General features: G+C 26.7%; 11 protein-coding genes. 1 reads left to right on the forward strand and 10 read right to left on the reverse strand.

Going from position 1 to position 16,895, the window contains the following annotated elements:
• Positions 1–5 precede the first annotated feature (5 nt).
• The 5 genes from BUA62_RS01935 to BUA62_RS01955 form a co-directional block, all read right to left on the reverse strand.
• Positions 6–1,892 (reverse strand): HD domain-containing phosphohydrolase, encoded by a 1,887-nt coding sequence (locus BUA62_RS01935; RefSeq protein WP_072862890.1) that lies wholly within the window; start codon positions 1,890–1,892, stop codon positions 6–8.
• 64 nt (positions 1,893–1,956) lie between these two features.
• Positions 1,957–3,615, reverse strand: a complete 1,659-nt coding sequence (locus BUA62_RS01940) for a methyl-accepting chemotaxis protein (RefSeq protein ID WP_072862892.1) — start codon at positions 3,613–3,615, stop codon at positions 1,957–1,959.
• Positions 3,616–3,790: 175 nt separating this feature from the next.
• Positions 3,791–4,801, reverse strand: coding sequence for a mannose-1-phosphate guanylyltransferase (locus BUA62_RS01945; protein ID WP_072862894.1), 1,011 nt, complete (start codon positions 4,799–4,801; stop codon positions 3,791–3,793).
• Positions 4,798–7,449 carry a hypothetical protein gene (locus BUA62_RS01950; RefSeq protein ID WP_072862896.1) on the reverse strand — a complete coding sequence of 884 codons (2,652 nt, stop codon included), beginning with the start codon at positions 7,447–7,449 and terminating at the stop codon, positions 4,798–4,800. Before BUA62_RS01950 ends, BUA62_RS01945 begins: the two co-directional genes overlap by 4 nt.
• A 34-nt stretch (positions 7,450–7,483) precedes the next feature.
• Positions 7,484–9,592 carry a hypothetical protein gene (locus BUA62_RS01955; RefSeq protein ID WP_072862898.1) on the reverse strand — a complete coding sequence of 703 codons (2,109 nt, stop codon included), beginning with the start codon at positions 9,590–9,592 and terminating at the stop codon, positions 7,484–7,486.
• A gap of 394 nt (positions 9,593–9,986) precedes the next feature.
• On the opposite strand from BUA62_RS01955, the gene BUA62_RS01960 reads away from it, so the two are divergent.
• Complete coding sequence (locus BUA62_RS01960; RefSeq protein ID WP_072862901.1) at positions 9,987–11,195, forward strand: ammonium transporter; 1,209 nt, start codon at positions 9,987–9,989, stop codon at positions 11,193–11,195.
• Positions 11,196–11,557: 362 nt separating this feature from the next.
• Here BUA62_RS01960 and BUA62_RS01965 read toward each other — a convergent pair whose 3' ends face one another.
• From BUA62_RS01965 to BUA62_RS01985, 5 genes are all read right to left on the reverse strand, one after another.
• Positions 11,558–12,310 (reverse strand): N-acetyltransferase, encoded by a 753-nt coding sequence (locus tag BUA62_RS01965; protein WP_072862903.1) that lies wholly within the window; start codon positions 12,308–12,310, stop codon positions 11,558–11,560.
• Complete coding sequence (locus BUA62_RS01970; RefSeq protein ID WP_072862905.1) at positions 12,307–13,392, reverse strand: Gfo/Idh/MocA family protein; 1,086 nt, start codon at positions 13,390–13,392, stop codon at positions 12,307–12,309. The genes BUA62_RS01965 and BUA62_RS01970 overlap by 4 nt, the downstream gene beginning before the upstream one ends.
• Entirely contained in the window at positions 13,389–14,693 is a 1,305-nt protein-coding gene (locus BUA62_RS01975) for a nucleotide sugar dehydrogenase (RefSeq protein WP_072862907.1), read from the reverse strand. The genes BUA62_RS01970 and BUA62_RS01975 overlap by 4 nt, the downstream gene beginning before the upstream one ends.
• 167 nt (positions 14,694–14,860) lie before the next feature.
• Positions 14,861–15,214 (reverse strand): PadR family transcriptional regulator, encoded by a 354-nt coding sequence (locus tag BUA62_RS01980; protein WP_072862909.1) that lies wholly within the window; start codon positions 15,212–15,214, stop codon positions 14,861–14,863.
• A gap of 14 nt (positions 15,215–15,228) precedes the next feature.
• A complete protein-coding gene (locus BUA62_RS01985) occupies positions 15,229–16,884 on the reverse strand; it encodes a nucleoside kinase (protein WP_072862911.1) in 1,656 nt (551 codons plus the stop codon).
• Between the last annotated feature and the right edge of the window lie 11 nt (positions 16,885–16,895).

Below are 16,895 nucleotides of genomic sequence, written 5' to 3' on the forward strand. Positions count from 1 at the left end.
GGAAATTATTCCTCCGCTATAATTTTCAAAAAAATCTTTCCTATTCTTGGAGAAAACTGCTTTCCTAAATTCTTTTTTATTTCTTCAATAGCCACCTCTTTTTTTAAAACATCTCTGTATGCTCTTTTTGAATTCATAGCATCCCATGCATCCGCTAAAGCAATTACTTGTGAAACAAGCGGAATTTCATCCTCTTTTAATCCATCTGGGTATCCTTTCCCATCCCACCTTTCATGATGATGACGAATTCCGATAGCTATTTCTTTTAAACTTTCAATCTTTACTAGAGCGTTATATCCATATATTGGATGCATTTTTATTTGATTATATTCCTCATCAGACAACTTAGCTTTCTTATTTAATATATCAAGAGGAATAATTAATTTTCCTATATCATGTAATAAAGCTGTTAAATATATCTTTTTTTGCATTTCTTTATCTAAATTCATTTTTTCTGCTATCCTTTTAGATAATTCCGCTACTTTTTGTGAATGATTTTTTGTATACTCATCATGTAATTCTAAAAAAGACACTAATGATTTAATAATATCTTCTCTGAATTTCTCTTCTATTTTTGCTTCATTTCTTATTTTATAAAATGCATAAGCCAATGTTTTAAATGATTCTAAAATTTCATAAGCATACTCAGATCCAGTTTTTTCTTTTCTAAAACCTAGTTCAATATAATAATCTAGCTCATCATCAAAATCTAAATCTAATTTTATTATTTCTAAATCATCATTTAATTCTCCAATTTTTAATAATACATTTTTTTCATCTATTTTTTCGAATTTAATATATTCAACATATGGGTTAATAAATCTAAAAGCTTCTATTAATTTAGTTATATATATTTCTTCTGAAATATATTCACTCTTTCCAATATCAGACATAAGTCTTATTAATAATTTTAAAGAATCTTTTAACTTCTCATTGTTTATATATAAACTTTCTAATTCTTCATTTTGGGCAGCAATCTCCTCATTTAACGATTTTAACTCATCATTTTTCACACTAAGAAGTATGTTCATTCTCCTTAATTCTTTTGTCCTCTTTTCAACTAACTTTACCAATATATAATGATCAACAATAAACACTATTAACACAAATAATACCAGATACATAGACATCTTTATCCATTCTGGAATTTTAAAAATTTTTTCCACATATAAATATTTGTTTAATATTTCATAATATATTGAATCTCTATTTTCTTTTAAATTTTTAAGATTAGAATCTATTAATTTTATTATTCTATCCTTTTCTTTATAATTTTTTCTAAGCAGCATTAAAACTTTTATTGGAGAAAAAACTATATCAGTTGGTATAAGATGGTATTTTTGTTCATTTAATAATCCATATGTTCTATTTACAACACCGGCATCTATTTCATTTTTAAAAAGGGCATTAAAAATTGCATCATATGTATAATATTCTATAAATTTTGCTTTTATACCAAAATTTTCCAATTTCTTTTTTATTCCATATTCATCATCTTCATAATATATATCTTTTTTTAACACACCTATTTTTTTACCTTTAAGATCGAAAATATTTGTTATTTTACTATTTTTATTAATATAAACTACAGCCCAATCCGACATAAATGCTTCATTATTAAATTCATATTTTTCTTCTCTCCAAATAGAGTATCCAACACATGCAATTGCATCAATTTCGTTGTTATCAAGCTTTTTAAACAGGTTAGAGAATGTATCAAAAACATATTTGTATTCAATATTTTCTTTTTTAAATATGTAATTTAATATTTCTGGAAAAATTCCTGTCTTTCCATCTATTATTTTAGGCGGGTTATAATATATTCCTATTTTTATTGGAAACATTATTGACACTAATAACAAAACAACTAACAACATTATTTTTTTTATCAAAGTCCCACCACCAAAATTTTATTATTTATATTTTTATTACGTTAAATATTATTCTAATTAAATATTATTCTAATTTAAATTGCTCAACAATATCCATCAATCTATTTGAAAGTTCTATCATACTATTCGCTTCAGCTGTAACATTTTCAATATTTGCAGTTTGTTCCTCCGTTGCTGCATTTATTTCTTGAACTGATGCGTTTATTTTTGTGGCATTTTCTGATAATTCTGTCATTGCGGTAGCAATTTCATCAACTGATGCTGTCTGCTCTTCGACACTTGCAGCAATACTTTCTAATCTAGTTGTTATATCTTTTATAGCTTTTAATATTCCTTCAAGATTTTCTCCTGCATCTTCTGAAAGTTCAGAACCTTCCTTAACTTTTTCATTAATAATATTAGATACATCCATTGCCTCATTTGAAACTGTTTGTATTCCTTCAACAACTTCTCTTATTTCATCTGCAGCTTTTCTACTTTCCTCCGCCAATACCCTAACCTCATCTGCAACAACCGCAAATCCTTTACCTGCATCACCTGCTCTTGCTGCTTCTATTGCTGCATTTAACGCTAATAAATTCGTTTGTTCTGCAATATTTGCTACAGTATCAACAAAATCATTTATCTTTTTTGCACTTACATTAAAACGGGAAACCACTTCTTCTATTTCCCTAGTTATTTCCGTTATCTCAACCATTTTATTTATAGCTTCTCTTACTATATTACCTGCTTTTTCTGCTTTTTCTGTAGATACATGTCCGAATTCTGCTGCTTCTGTTGCATTATCTGCAATTAATTTTGTCGCAGAAGATATCTCTTGAACAGATGCTGTTGTTTCTTCAATAGCTGCTGTCATATTCTCCATTTCTGTTGAAATATTATTTACTGCAGAAGTTGTATCCTGTAAAGATTCAGATGAAACATTCATCTCATTAACTATTTCGTGCATTGATGATGTTAAGGTAACACTTTCACTTTTTAACTGTTTCATATCTTTTATTAATTGTCTATGCATTTCTTTAAATATTCTAATTAATTGCCCAAATTCGTCATTGCTTTTTACTTCAGGGATTTTTACAGTATAATCTTTTTCTGATAATTTTTTTGCATATCTCATTAATATATTTAATGTTTTCATAATAGCATTTATTAAAATCATTGAAGCTAATATTCCTATAATTAAAGATGATATCATAACTATAATTCCCATTGTTTTAGATTTTTTTATCAATATAAAATTAGAATTAATTATTTCATTGGTTTTATTATCAATCTCTTTTTGAAGAACATTAAAAGAATTTATAGCATTTTCTCCAATAGTTTTAAAATTTTTTGCATCTTTTTTTATATCATCTATAGATTTATAACTTTTTAATAAATTCAAATATGATGACATATCTTCTATTGCCTTTTTCTTTATATCTTTTAAATCATTATCTAACATCATATTAGAAATTTTTTGTACTGTTTCCTGCATTTTATTTTCAGCATCCAATTTTAATTTTTCATTATTAAATGCGAGATATTCAGCTACCAATTTTCTTGCTTCCATAAATTCTGTTGCATATATACCTATATTTTTCATATTTACTACATATTTTTCTCCTATTTGTTTTTCATTGTTCAAAATATTAGAAAAGGAATAGTTACTTATTAAAAACATAGTCAACTGAAATATTAATAAAACTCCTACTAATATCCATACTTTTGTTTTTATACTCATCATTTTTCCCTCCTTTTTCTGATGTCCATTTCTACTTTTTTTATTTACCATTTAAAGCTTACTTTTACTAAAAATTATAAATATCTTTTTTTAATTATTTATTACAAAAAAATTATATCAAAAAAGCATGGATTTAAAAAATCCATGCTTCTAAATTTTAGATATTTTTATAATTTTAGAATTCTTTTTTTTCTCTTAATTGCTTTACAATTTCCCTTATATCATTTATCTTATCCTCTTTTGCTATTAATAATCCATTTTCTGTGTCTATTACTATAATATTCTTTAATCCTACTATTCCTACATTTTTATCCGTTTTGACATATACATTTTTACTATCAACCAGATGCACGTTTTCATTGTTATCAGAATAACCTTCCATTTCTCTTACCGAAACCCAATTACCCACATCTGACCATTCATATTCCGCTTTCACCATATATACTCTATTTGATTTTTCCATTAATGCATAATCAATGCTTATTTTTCTGATACTTTGATATTTTTTATGTAATAATTCAATATTATTTGGATCTAAATCTTTCATATCTTTATATATATCTTCATTATATGTTTTCATTTCATCTAAAAATACTTCTTTTTTCCAAAAAAACATACCGCTGTTCCAATAATAATTTCCCTCTTTTAAATATTTTAAAGCAGTATTAAAATCCGGTTTTTCTTTAAAATTTCTTACTTTCATTATACTATTTCCCAATTCATTTTCTGCTTCTATATAACCATATCCTGTTTCTGGTCTTGTTGGATTAATTCCCATTGTAATCAATCCATTATATTTTTTAGCAGCTAAAATCCCACTTTCAACTGTTTTCCAGAATTTTTCTTTATTTGGTATATAATGATCTGCAGGTAAAATAAAAACAACCTCATTTTCATCCGCAACTAATGTTCCTAAAAAACATGCGGGAGCTGTGTTTCTTGCAACTGGTTCCAATAATACATTTTTTTCGTTTAATTCTGGTATTTCATTTAATGTTTCTTCCTTATAATTTTCAGCTGTTACTACATAAATATCTTTTGGTTCTAATTTATAATTTAATCTTTCAAACGTTTCTCTAATTAAAGACTTCTCTGAAAAAATTTTTAAAAATTGTTTTGGTTTTTTAGATGTGCTTAATGGCCAGAATCTTTCACCTGAACCACCTGCTAAAATTATTGCTTTCATTTCGTTCCTCCTTTAAATATAATTTTCCCTCTATTTAGTATTTTACCTCTCTCATTAATCCATGTTGACTCAATATTCCCATCATAAAAATTTGTTACTTTGGTATTCTCCAAATATACATCATTACTACCTTCGATATATATATCTATTTTATTATTCTCAAAAAGGGTATTTTTTATTAAAAATTTCTTATCATTATTTGAATTAAAAACATTTAAACTTTTTTCATTATTAACAAACTTTGACGAGTCTATATTAAATGGTGACTTAAATATATCTAAAGAAATTTTATTATTAATAAATTCCACTTTTTGGATTAATAAACTTTTATCTTCTCTGGATTTTATTGTCCTATCATTATTTTTAAATGTTGTTGTGTTAATATATAAATTACTATAAGCACTGTTTATTGACTCAATACTATTTAAAAAATCAGACGTTTTTATTTTTAAATCCGAATTATACAAATCTATATCGAGCTTAGAGTCTGCCACAGACAGATTGTATAAATAAGCCTTTGAATTATAAATTCTAAATGTCGTTTCATTATCAAAAAACAATGAGTTCTTTATTTCTATATCCCCATCAACAATTTCCATACCTGTTCTATTATCAGAAATTATTACATTATATGCTTCTCCAGAAAAACCTTTTTCATAAATGCCGGTTTTGCAATTTTTTATGACTAGATTATATAAATTGAATGTATTATTAATAACAATTCCCACATTTGCATTATATATCTCTGTGTTTTTTAAATTACCTGAATTTAATATTATGCTTTCAAAAGTATCTTTTACAGGCCTTATTATCAATTTGGAATTATTATCTTTAAATTTTATTGACCCATTTATTATAATACTTTTTTCGGGAAAAACATATATTCTTACTACACCTTCTACATCTAACTTTTCAATGTTTATATCATTAGAAATTATATATGGCGAATTATATGAATTTACTGTTTTCAATGAAGTATATAATTTTTTCCCAAATAAAAAGTTATCCTTTATATTAAATTTAAGTTCTTCTGTTTTTAACCCTTTAAATTCTCGCCATAAAATTAATGTTCCTTCATTAGTGAGAATTTCAAGAGGTATTTTTAATTTCAAAGTTTTACCGGAAAAATTTCCTTTATCTGTATAATTTTTAAACTCAACTTTATAAAAATTGTATTTATAATCATCCAAGAATGATATTTCAAAAATTCCCACTTCCTTATTTTCAATACTTTTTACCACAGGTAATATGGGTGGCAATATTTTATTATAGATTTCTTTATTAAACTTTTCATCTATATATAATACAAATTTATATTCTTTCCCGGGTAAAAAGTTTGAAAATGAAAATTCATTCAATTTTTTTATATTTATTCTAGTAATTAATGTATTCGCTTCATCTAAAATTCGCAATTCACAAAATTCCGATACAAAATTTTTTTCGAATTTTAGAGATACACTGTTATCAAACTCCTTTATTGTATATTCTGGAAAAGGATTTAATTTTAGTAATATTGGCTTTGATACATTATTCAATTCATCATATACCAATAAAGTTGCTTCTTTACCCAAAGATATAAAATCAAATGTATTTCCTTCGAAAGTATATGTACTTTCTTTGGTAATTAATTTATATTTTGCTTTTTCATTCGAAAATAAACTTAAGTTATATGTTTTATTATACTTTAATGAAAATCTTTCTAATTTTGGTGGAGTTGTATCAAGAAATATTTTTTTATACCATGAAACTTTATTATTTATTTTTATGATTAAATTATTTTCACCTTCAACAAAGTTTTCAGAATTATATTCTTTTCCATTTAATATTATATTTCCTATATCTATTTTAACTTCTTTTTTATTTATTTTCTCTGGTATTTCTGGTAATTTTGGTTTTATAATTTTTATTTCTTCCCCTTTATATCCAGATGGATACACAGGTATTATTTTATATAAAACTTCATCATATGTAAACTTGTCCTTATATATCTTTTTGTTAATAGATTCAATAAATTCATTATTTTTATATATTTCATATTTTATAGGATCTATCATTTTATGATTTATTTCTAAGGATATATTTATATAATCATCTATTTTTATTTTATAATCTTTTATTTCTGACAGTGGTGCTTGTAAATTGAAATCTTTTTCATGTATTATCTTGTTTTGAATATATCCTTTAACTTTCAAGTTACCATTCACATAAGGTGATACAAATAACTTATAAACCGCTAACGATGTTTGATATTCTTTACCATCAAAATATATCTTCCAATAATCCAATTTATAGTTTTCACAGTTTAAATATATCCAAATTTCATCATAATCTTTTCTTTCATAATCTACATTTATAATAGGCTTTTCTAATGAAATTTGGAATTTTCTTTTAGAAAACACAAAATAGGGAACTTTAAGTTCCCTTATTATTTTGTTATCACTCAATTCTACTTCTACATTGTATTTTCCAGGGAATATCCATAATTCTGCGGAGTTTTTATATTCCCTGTTTTTTATTTTTATTACATAATTTAAACCTTTTAAACTATCTGGAACTTCTAATGTGATCTGAATTTTAACTGGTTTTAAAAAAAGAAATAATGCAATTATGATTATAACTACACTCCAAAAAATGTGTATTTTCTTCATATTTACCTCCAAAAAGGGGCATTAGCCCCTTTAATTATATTTCTTCAGCTATAACATAAACTATTTCCATATATTGATTCCCATATTCATCAACTTTTAAAGCTATCTGAAACCAGAGCAACATATCTCTTAAATATTCTTCACTATCATTATATAATAATTTTTTACCCTCTTTACTCATCTTACCACTTTTTATTGTTCCATCCTTATATTTAACATACAAAAAAGCATCCGGACTAAATTTAAATGGTTCAACAAATTTCTGTGTGAATAATCTATATGTTGCTGGCTCAAAAGAAACTAACTTCCCACCATAAAATGTCCAGAAATACATTGTCATATCCTTCGGCCTTTGAATAAACTTTTCTTCTGTTAAATCAATTTTTACATTTGCTTCTGGTACAAAATATGCTTCATTCAATACTTTCATTTCATTTAATTTATTCCTTACATCTTTCCAATATGAAATAAACGTATGCTCTTCATCTTTATTTACAGCTTCAAAATAGTTGTTATAATTACTTAAAAAAGTATTTAATGATGATAATGTTGCATATTTTTTTTCTGCATTTAATCTATCTATTACTTTGAAATATTCCACATCTGCATTTATATAATCAGATTTTATTATTTTTGTTCTATAAATATAATCTACGTTAGTTTTAAAGAGAACCCCTATAGCATCTGGAATCTCTTCTGCACTTACTTCTTTATGCAATTTTTTATACTTTTCTGGAATTTCTGAAAGTCTTCTTTTTATCAAATGTCTCATTTTAGAGATTGTTTCAACGTCTACAGAATACCATTTTACTTTTATATTATTTGCATCAATCTTAAATTTATCTGCTAATACTAAGTTATTTGGTATTTTTATTTTTGGATTATATTCATGATTTACATTTATTATCCACACTTCATTATTATTCTTCTTAATAGTTCCTGAACTCAAAAACTCAAATGATTCTTTATGAAAATCTTTTTTATCTAAATATTTATAATTCATCGAAAATGTTTTTCCATTAAAATATTCTTCTTTTTGTCTTTTTAACGTTTTGGTTTGTGAAGTATTTTCAATAATATTTTCAATATAGTAATTTGTCTTTACTGTAATCTTAGAATTATCTAAAGTAATTAACTCTCCATTTTCTATATCAAATTTCACAACATCATTTGAAAATGTATATGGTTCTATTGATTTTATTTTTGAAATATACGGTTTCTTTATTTCAAATAAAGCCGGTTCTCCTTTTAATGATGATTTTGGCAAATATGAAATCATATTATTTAATGTCCTTACTGGTATTAAATCTTTATCAGGAACTTGTTCTGGATCTTTCCCGAAAATAATAGCCAATAATGAATAGAAATATTTTCTATTTATGTATTCATTACCATCGAAGATATTATCCCCTTCAAAATACGGTAATTTTATCACCGGAATAATTTTACCTTCAACTTTTATTAAAAAATACCTTTCAAAAACAGATAAATATCCTACATCTTCAGGTGTATTTATTCCTGTATTTATGTTTAACCTGGCATTCAACTTTTCTGAATAACTAACTAAATTATTCGTATTTGTCATAGGAATATAATATCCAAAATTCCAACCCTTATTTAATGATTCAACAGTAAAAATTTTTATTATAACTTTTATTACATCTATTTTTTTTAATTTATTTAAAGGATTATTTGTATCCAATAATGGTAATCCTATTTTACTAATAAAATATTTATTCATATACTCTAAATATCCAAAATTTCTTGAAAAATCATATCCTTTTTGAACATATGATTTTTCTAACTTTGTTTTAATATCATTAAAAGCAGGTGAAGATAATGAATATTTTTCCAAAATTTCTTTTTCTAACCCTAAAATTCTTGCTGCAGAGACTGCAACTTCAACTGCATAAACATTATCTTCAGGATAAAAATCATATGAAAATCTCGAATCAAAAAAAGAAAAATTCGTTTCAGAATCTACATTTTCATATAATGCCAAATTCAGTAAATAACTTATGTTATTTGGCAAATCTCTTATAGAATCGTCAATCCTGAAAAACAAAACCGGCTGTTTTGGAGAATTCACTGCCAATATAACAATACTCATAATCAAAAATACCAAAATACCAACTTTACGCACTACAACCACCCCCGACTATAGAATTTTCACTTGTGTTTTTATCTTTTTATTCTATTTTATCATATAAAACTATAGTAAGTCCATTACTTTATATAAAATCGACTTTATTTAACCAAACTTTAAAAATACACATAAAATTCCATTGATAAAACTATATAGTATTAGTAATATTTTTTTAAAAATAGTAATTTACAAAAAATATACATTAATATTTATCAAGAAAATAGATATTACACACATATATATATAACTATATTATTTTCTAAGATATTGTGATTCAAATAGTAATAAAAATTTTTTATTTTATTCATTGATATTGATTAATTATATGAGCTATAATATTTATGTATGCTATATTATTCACAAAAAATTCTAAAAAAAAGAGGTGAAAAAAATGTTTGATACTGGAAACACTGCTTTTATGTTACTTGCTACAAGTTTAGTAATGCTTATGACACCTGGTCTTGCATTTTTCTATGGAGGGTTGGTTAGTCGAAAAAATGTTTTAACCATTATGATGCAAAGCTTTGTCTCAATGGGATGGACTACTATTTTATGGGTAACATTTGGATTTACAATGAGTTTTGGAAATGATATTGGTGGAATAATTGGTAATTCAAAATATTTATTTCTTCATGGTATTTCCGTTACAACACCATTTGGAGCTAACACCGGTATTCCAATGATTGTATTTGTTGCTTACCAAATGATGTTTGCTATTATAACTCCTGCTCTTATTACTGGTGCTTTTGCCGATAGAGTAAAATTTAAAGCTTATATGATATTTTTAACTATCTGGTTAATTTTTGTATATTTCCCATTAGTCCACATGGTTTGGGGTGGAGGATTATTTCAAAAGTGGGGTGTTTTAGATTTTGCTGGGGGTATTGTAGTTCATGCAAGTGCTGGTGCTGCTGCTTTAGCTTCGGTTTTTTTTATAGGAAAAAGGAAAAATGCAAATACAAAACCTCATAGTATTCCCCTTGTCGCTTTAGGTACAGGACTTTTATGGTTTGGATGGTATGGATTTAATGCTGGTAGTGAACTAAGAGTTGATGCAGTTACTGCAAATGCCTTTTTAAATACTGATGTTGCAGCATCTTTTGCTGCTATAACATGGCTAATTTTAGCTGTGATTTTTGAAAAAAAACCAAAAATTTTAGGTATGTTAACAGGAGCTGTTGCAGGATTAGCAACTATTACTCCAGCTGCTGGATATGTTACCATACAATCTTCAATGTTAATTGGAATAATAGCTTCAATTGTAAGTTATGCTGCTGTTTATTATAAAAACAAAAAAGGTTGGGATGATGCTCTTGATGTATGGGGAGTTCACGGAGTTGGCGGATATCTTGGAATAATTCTATTAGGATTATTTGCCACAAAAACTGTAAATGCTAATGGAGCTAACGGTTTTTTATATGGAAATGCTTCGTTTTTTTGGAAAGAGTTTATCGCTGTGACTGCTGTTTCTATTTATGCTTTTATCTTTACATATGGGGCATTATGGCTAATTAATAAAGCAACTCCTATTAGAGTTAGTGGTGAAGCAGAAATAGAAGGGCTCGACAAATCAGAATTTGGAGAAGAAGCTTATTTTTAATTAAATTAATCGGATGGATATACCATCCGATTAATTTTAAATAAAAATACTTCATTTTTTAACTATTTAGCAAAACACTTTTCTACAACTAAAAGTAATATAACAAATATTATTGATAATTTGGAACAAAAATTATATTTAAGTCCTTATAGTATTCATGCTTTACATAAATATTATAAATTTTCTCATAAAAAAGCTCAAAAAGAATTAGATTATAGTCCTCGACCTTTATATGAAACAATAAAAGATACAATTTCGTGGATAATAGAACACTATACTCCTTATAATATATAAAAAAAAGGTGTAAAATTACACCTTTTTAATTGTTGATAGATTTTCTTTTTAATAATTTACGTATAATTTTATACCTCTTTATAATATTTTTGATTTTTTAATAATTGTTCTTCTGGAACATCTTTATATATCTTAGCTGGATTTCCCATTACAATCTTTTTTGAAGGAACATTTTTTGTAACTACAGAACCAGCAGCAACAAGTGCATCTTCACCTATTTCAATTCCAGGTAAAAGTGTAGAATTTGCTCCTATTCTTGCTCCTTTTTTTAATGTAGCTCCTTTAAAATATTTTTTTCTATCTTCTGTTCTTCCCAAAAAATTATCATTGGTAAAGGTTACTTCTGGTGCAATAAAGCAATAATCCTCTATTGTTGATAATGCCGTTATATATGCATTTGTTTCTATTTTTACTTTTTTTCCTATTTTTGTTTGATTTTCTACCGCAACACCTCTACCAATAATAGTATATTCTCCTATTTCAACATCCTCTCTAATACTTGCTAAATCTCCTACAAAAACAAAATCATTCAAATTTACTCCTCTATATATAACGCAATTAGCCCCTATAGTTACATAATTACCAATAATTAAAGGTTTTAATTCTTTTTCTTTTGTTACTGCTGAATTTGAAGCTTTAAATGGTTTTTTCCCTAAAACTGTGTTATCTGCAATAACGCATCCTTTTTTTATAATTGTATCCTTTTTAATAACAACATTATTTCCTATTTTTACATTTTCTTCTATAATAACATTTTCTTCAATTTCGATATTATGACCTAATTTTACAGAATCATGGATTTTCGCATATTCAGAAATCATATTCTCACCTTCTCAAAATAATTTTCCATTTCTTCTGTAGAAAATTCGAAAGGAAATTTTACAGGTTTCCCTTCTTTTGATGATTTATAAATAGCCAATACAATTTCTATAGCTTTTTTTCCATCTTCTCCAGAAACATATGGTTTCCTATCGTCAATTATTGCTTCATAAAAATCTTTATACAGAGGTACATGTCCTGCTCCATATACGGTATCAGGATCTGGTAAATTCTGGAATGGATGTGTGTCCTCATTTTCAAATCTCCACGTTTCTATCTTGTTTACCGCTAATCCACCTATAACTACCGTTCCTTTTTCTCCAAAGACCGCTAAAGTTTCTTCAAGATTTCTTGGATAAACATTTGCTGTCCCTTCTATAATACCAACTGAACCATTTTTAAACTTTATAATTGCACTACCAAAATCTTCCGCTTCTATATATGGATGATTAAAATTTTCTATTTTTCCTGTAACTTCATCTATTTCTCCAAATGTCCATTGTAATAAGTCTATGCCATGCGTACATTGATTCATCAATGTACCTCCATCAAGTTCCCATGTGCCTCGCCATGGAGCCTGTTCATAATATGATTTATTTCTATTCCAGCGAATAGAAATCTGACCGTGCAACAATTTTCCAAAATCCCCATTTTCAAGCTTTTTCCTTAATTCTTGAATTGGTGGATTAAATCTATTTTGAAAACACACCCCAAGCTTTAAATTTTTTTCATTTGAAATTTGTATCATGTGATCCATTGCTTTTGTTGATAATGCCATTGGTTTTTCAACAAGCACGTGTTTCCCATTATTCATAGCATCTATGGATATTTGATAATGATATCCACTTTCTGTTGCTATAGATACCATATCTATATCTTCTCTTTTTAAAACTTCTTTATAATCTGTATATATTTCTGGTTTTTTTAATCCAGCTTCTTCCATTATACGTGCTATATTTTCTGCCTTTTCAATAACCGGATCTACAACAGCAACAAGTTCAAATAAATCTTTATTTTTTATAATAGCCTCTGTATGTTTTTTTGTTGCAATTCGTCCACAACCAATTAAAGCCATTCGAATCATAACAATATCACCTTATTTTTATTTTTTTGAATATTTTTTGTTCTATTTTTCGTATCAAATAAAAATGGAGCATACTCTAATACAAATTCATAATCAATATTTGAATGTGCTGTTGTTAAAACAACTGCATCAACACTTTCTAATAATTCTTTCGTCAATTCTACACTCTTATATTCTTTACCTTTATGTTTAAATTCAGGAATATATGGATCATGTATAATAATATTTGCATGTTTTTTCTCCAAATGTTCAATAACTTTTAATGCTGGAGATTCTCTTAAATCGTCTATATCATTTTTATAAGCAACACCAAGTAATAATACTTTAGCCCCATTTAAACATTTCCTTCTATCATTAAGAATATCCTGAAGTCTTGAAACAACATATTCCGGCATTGCATCATTAATTTCCCCAGCCATTTCTATTAATCTTGTATGATAATCAACTGCCCTTGCTTTATAGGTTAGATAAAATGGATCTATTGGAATACAATGACCGCCAACACCTGGTCCGGGATAAAAGGGCATAAATCCAAATGGCTTTGTTGCTGCTGCATCAATAACTTCCCATATATTTATACCTAATTTCTTTGCAACAACTGCCATTTCGTTAATTAAAGCAATATTTACTATTCTAAATGTATTTTCAAGTATTTTTGCCATTTCTGCCTCTTTGGGAGAAGATACAGCAAAAACTTCTGCTTCGAGAACATTTTCATATAATATTTTTGCGTGTCTTGTACATTCAGATGTTACACCACCAACTACCTTTGGTGTATTTTTTGTTTTATATCTTAAATTTCCCGGATCCACTCTTTCTGGAGAAAAGGCTAAGTAAAAATCTTTTCCAACTTTTAAACCTGTTTCTTCCAAAATTGGTAACATAACCTCTTCTGTTGTTCCGGGATATGTTGTACTCTCTAAAGTTATAAGCATATCTTTATGCAATCTTTTTGCTACTTCTTTTGTTGAAGCAACAACATATTGCAAATCTGGTTGTTTAAATTTATCAAGTGGTGTTGGCACACAAATCATAATAGCATCACAATTATTTAATTCATCAAAATTTGTTGTAGCTACTATTTTTCCATCCTTCACTAAATTTTCAAGTTCTTCATTGACAACATCACCAATATAATTAATTCCGTTATTTACCATTTTAACCTTTTCTTCCTGTACATCAATCCCTATTACATTATAACCTGCTTTTGCTTTTTCCACCGCTAAAGGCAATCCAACATATCCAAGACCTATTACACCTATTTTTGCTGTTTTGTTTTGAATCTTTTCCATTAAAGACATTTCCATCCCTCCATAATCATTATATTCATTATATAATTTTATTTTCATTCACTGAGTGAATTATATCATAAAAATTTATATATGTCAATTTTGTTTAATTAATTTTTATCAATAATTTATGTGCTATATATAAAAATAAAACCTCTGCGCTATTTCTGCAGAGGTTTTTAGAACTTTGATGCTCTATCTATAAAAATATCTATTATATTTTTAAATTCTTCAAACTCTTTTTTAGAGTTTTTTAAAAAAGATAATCCATCTTGAGTTATTTTATATACTTTTTTTGAAGGACCTGTGTCTGCTGTATCCCACTCTGTAACCACCAAACCCATATCTTCCAATTTTGATAATGTTCTATACAAATTACCCATTTGACCTATACCATTTAAAATAACTCCAAAATCAGATAATTTATTCGCAATTTCATATCCGTGAGATGGTTTTTCTGCTATAATTAAAAGCACAAAAGATTCTATCCATCCTCTTCTAAATCTACCCTGTCCTCTTCCATATCCTGGCATTTGAAAACCTCCTATCAATATTCAAAAGCGCTATCCCCAATAAACTCTCGCAATACGGAAATTTTTGGAACTTCATTAATTGCAGGCAATGGCAAAAAATAATCCAAAAATCTTAATAATCTTTTTGCTTCTGTATATTCTGGTAAAGTATTATCAATTTCTAATAATAATGGTTCTGCAAATAATTTCAATATAGGAAGCTCATACACTAAATAAGAGTTAAACATAACATCTGCTTCTTCCTGATATGGGAATATATTTTCTTCTTCACCTTTTCTTACTTCTGGCCAAAGTTGTAATGTTCTTAATGCTGTTGCTCCTCTAAAATTATAATCTCTAACTATCCTTCTAATTAATCTTGTATCTGTTGTCGGAATTCTATTCATCTCATCAAGATTCATTTGAATTAAAGCACTGACATAAACTTTAAACTTTTGATCTCTTGGTATACTTTCTGTTAATTTCTCATTTAAACCATGAATCCCTTCTATTATTATTGGTTGATCCTTTTTCACTCTGACCTTTTTACCTGTCCATTCTCTTTTTCCAGTAATAAAATTATATTTCGGTAATTCCACCTCTTTTCCCTCTATTAAATCTTTCAAATTTTTATTTAGCAGATCAAGATCTAAAGCTCTTAAAGATTCTAAATCTTTTTTCCCTTCATCTGTTAAAGGAATTTTTTCATAATCCATATAATAATCGTCCAATGATATCTGCAATGGTTCTTTACCATGAACCTTTAATTCAAGAGATATTCTTTTAGCGCTAGTTGTTTTTCCAGATGATGATGGGCCGGCTAAACATATTAACCTTACATTTTTTCTTTTTATAATTTCATCTGCAATATTTGCATATTTTTTCTCATGTAATGCTTCTGTAATTCTAATTAATTCACCGCTTTTCCTCACACCTTTTGCTATTATAGCATTTAACTCTCCAACACTTTTTATGTTTAAAATATCCAACCACTTTTTATATTCTATAAATGTTGAAGAAAGTTTCGGCAATGGCTTAAATTCCGGAATATTTTCAGGACTCATATTAGTTGGATGCAATAAAATAAATCCTTTGTCATAAGCTATTATATCAAATTTATCAATATATCCTGTTGATGGTGGCATATATTCATAAAAATAATTTATATACTTTTCACATTTATAAACCTTTACTGTTGTTTTTTTTCTATATTTGAACAATAAGGCTTTATCATGCTCTTCTGATTCCTCAAAATATTTTATTGCATCAAATTTACTCAATGTTATTTTCTCAAAAAGTATATTTTCATCTATTATTTTTTTCATTTCTTCCTTCAACTTATCAATATTTTTTTCTGAATTTCTTACTCCCCTTATTTCAAAATATAGTCCTGGGCCAATGGCATGATGAACTACAAGTTTTGATTTTTTATGCATTCTTTTTAAGGCAATATAAATAATAAAAAGCAATGCCCTTCTATATATCCTCATTCCTTCATTGGAAGTTATATCTACAGGTTTTGCAAAACCATTATCATGTACTTTCTTCCATAATTCCTTAATTTCATTATTAAATTTAATTGCAAGAATAGTATGCTTATTATTTTTTTGAAGCATATCTGCAACTTTAAAAAATTGTTCCCCTTTACTTATTTTAACAACTCCAAAATCTGTGTTAACAACATAACCCATTCTATCACCCC

The organism is Marinitoga hydrogenitolerans DSM 16785 (genome assembly GCF_900129175.1).
GTDB classification, from domain to species: Bacteria; Thermotogota; Thermotogae; order Petrotogales; family Petrotogaceae; genus Marinitoga; species Marinitoga hydrogenitolerans.

What these genes read in the sequence shown, in the direction of transcription:
- BUA62_RS01940 (WP_072862892.1), bottom strand. Translation starts at nt 3,615, where the DNA reads ATGAGTATAAAAACAAAAGTATGGATATTAGTAGGAGTTTTATTAATA.
- BUA62_RS01945 (WP_072862894.1), bottom strand. Translation starts at nt 4,801, where the DNA reads ATGAAAGCAATAATTTTAGCAGGTGGTTCAGGTGAAAGATTCTGGCCA.
- BUA62_RS01950 (WP_072862896.1), bottom strand. Translation starts at nt 7,449, where the DNA reads ATGAAGAAAATACACATTTTTTGGAGTGTAGTTATAATCATAATTGCA.
- BUA62_RS01960 (WP_072862901.1), top strand. Translation starts at nt 9,987, where the DNA reads ATGTTTGATACTGGAAACACTGCTTTTATGTTACTTGCTACAAGTTTA.
- BUA62_RS01965 (WP_072862903.1), bottom strand. Translation starts at nt 12,310, where the DNA reads ATGATTTCTGAATATGCGAAAATCCATGATTCTGTAAAATTAGGTCAT.
- BUA62_RS01970 (WP_072862905.1), bottom strand. Translation starts at nt 13,392, where the DNA reads ATGATTCGAATGGCTTTAATTGGTTGTGGACGAATTGCAACAAAAAAA.
- BUA62_RS01975 (WP_072862907.1), bottom strand. Translation starts at nt 14,693, where the DNA reads ATGTCTTTAATGGAAAAGATTCAAAACAAAACAGCAAAAATAGGTGTA.
- BUA62_RS01980 (WP_072862909.1), bottom strand. Translation starts at nt 15,214, where the DNA reads ATGCCAGGATATGGAAGAGGACAGGGTAGATTTAGAAGAGGATGGATA.
- BUA62_RS01985 (WP_072862911.1), bottom strand. Translation starts at nt 16,884, where the DNA reads ATGGGTTATGTTGTTAACACAGATTTTGGAGTTGTTAAAATAAGTAAA.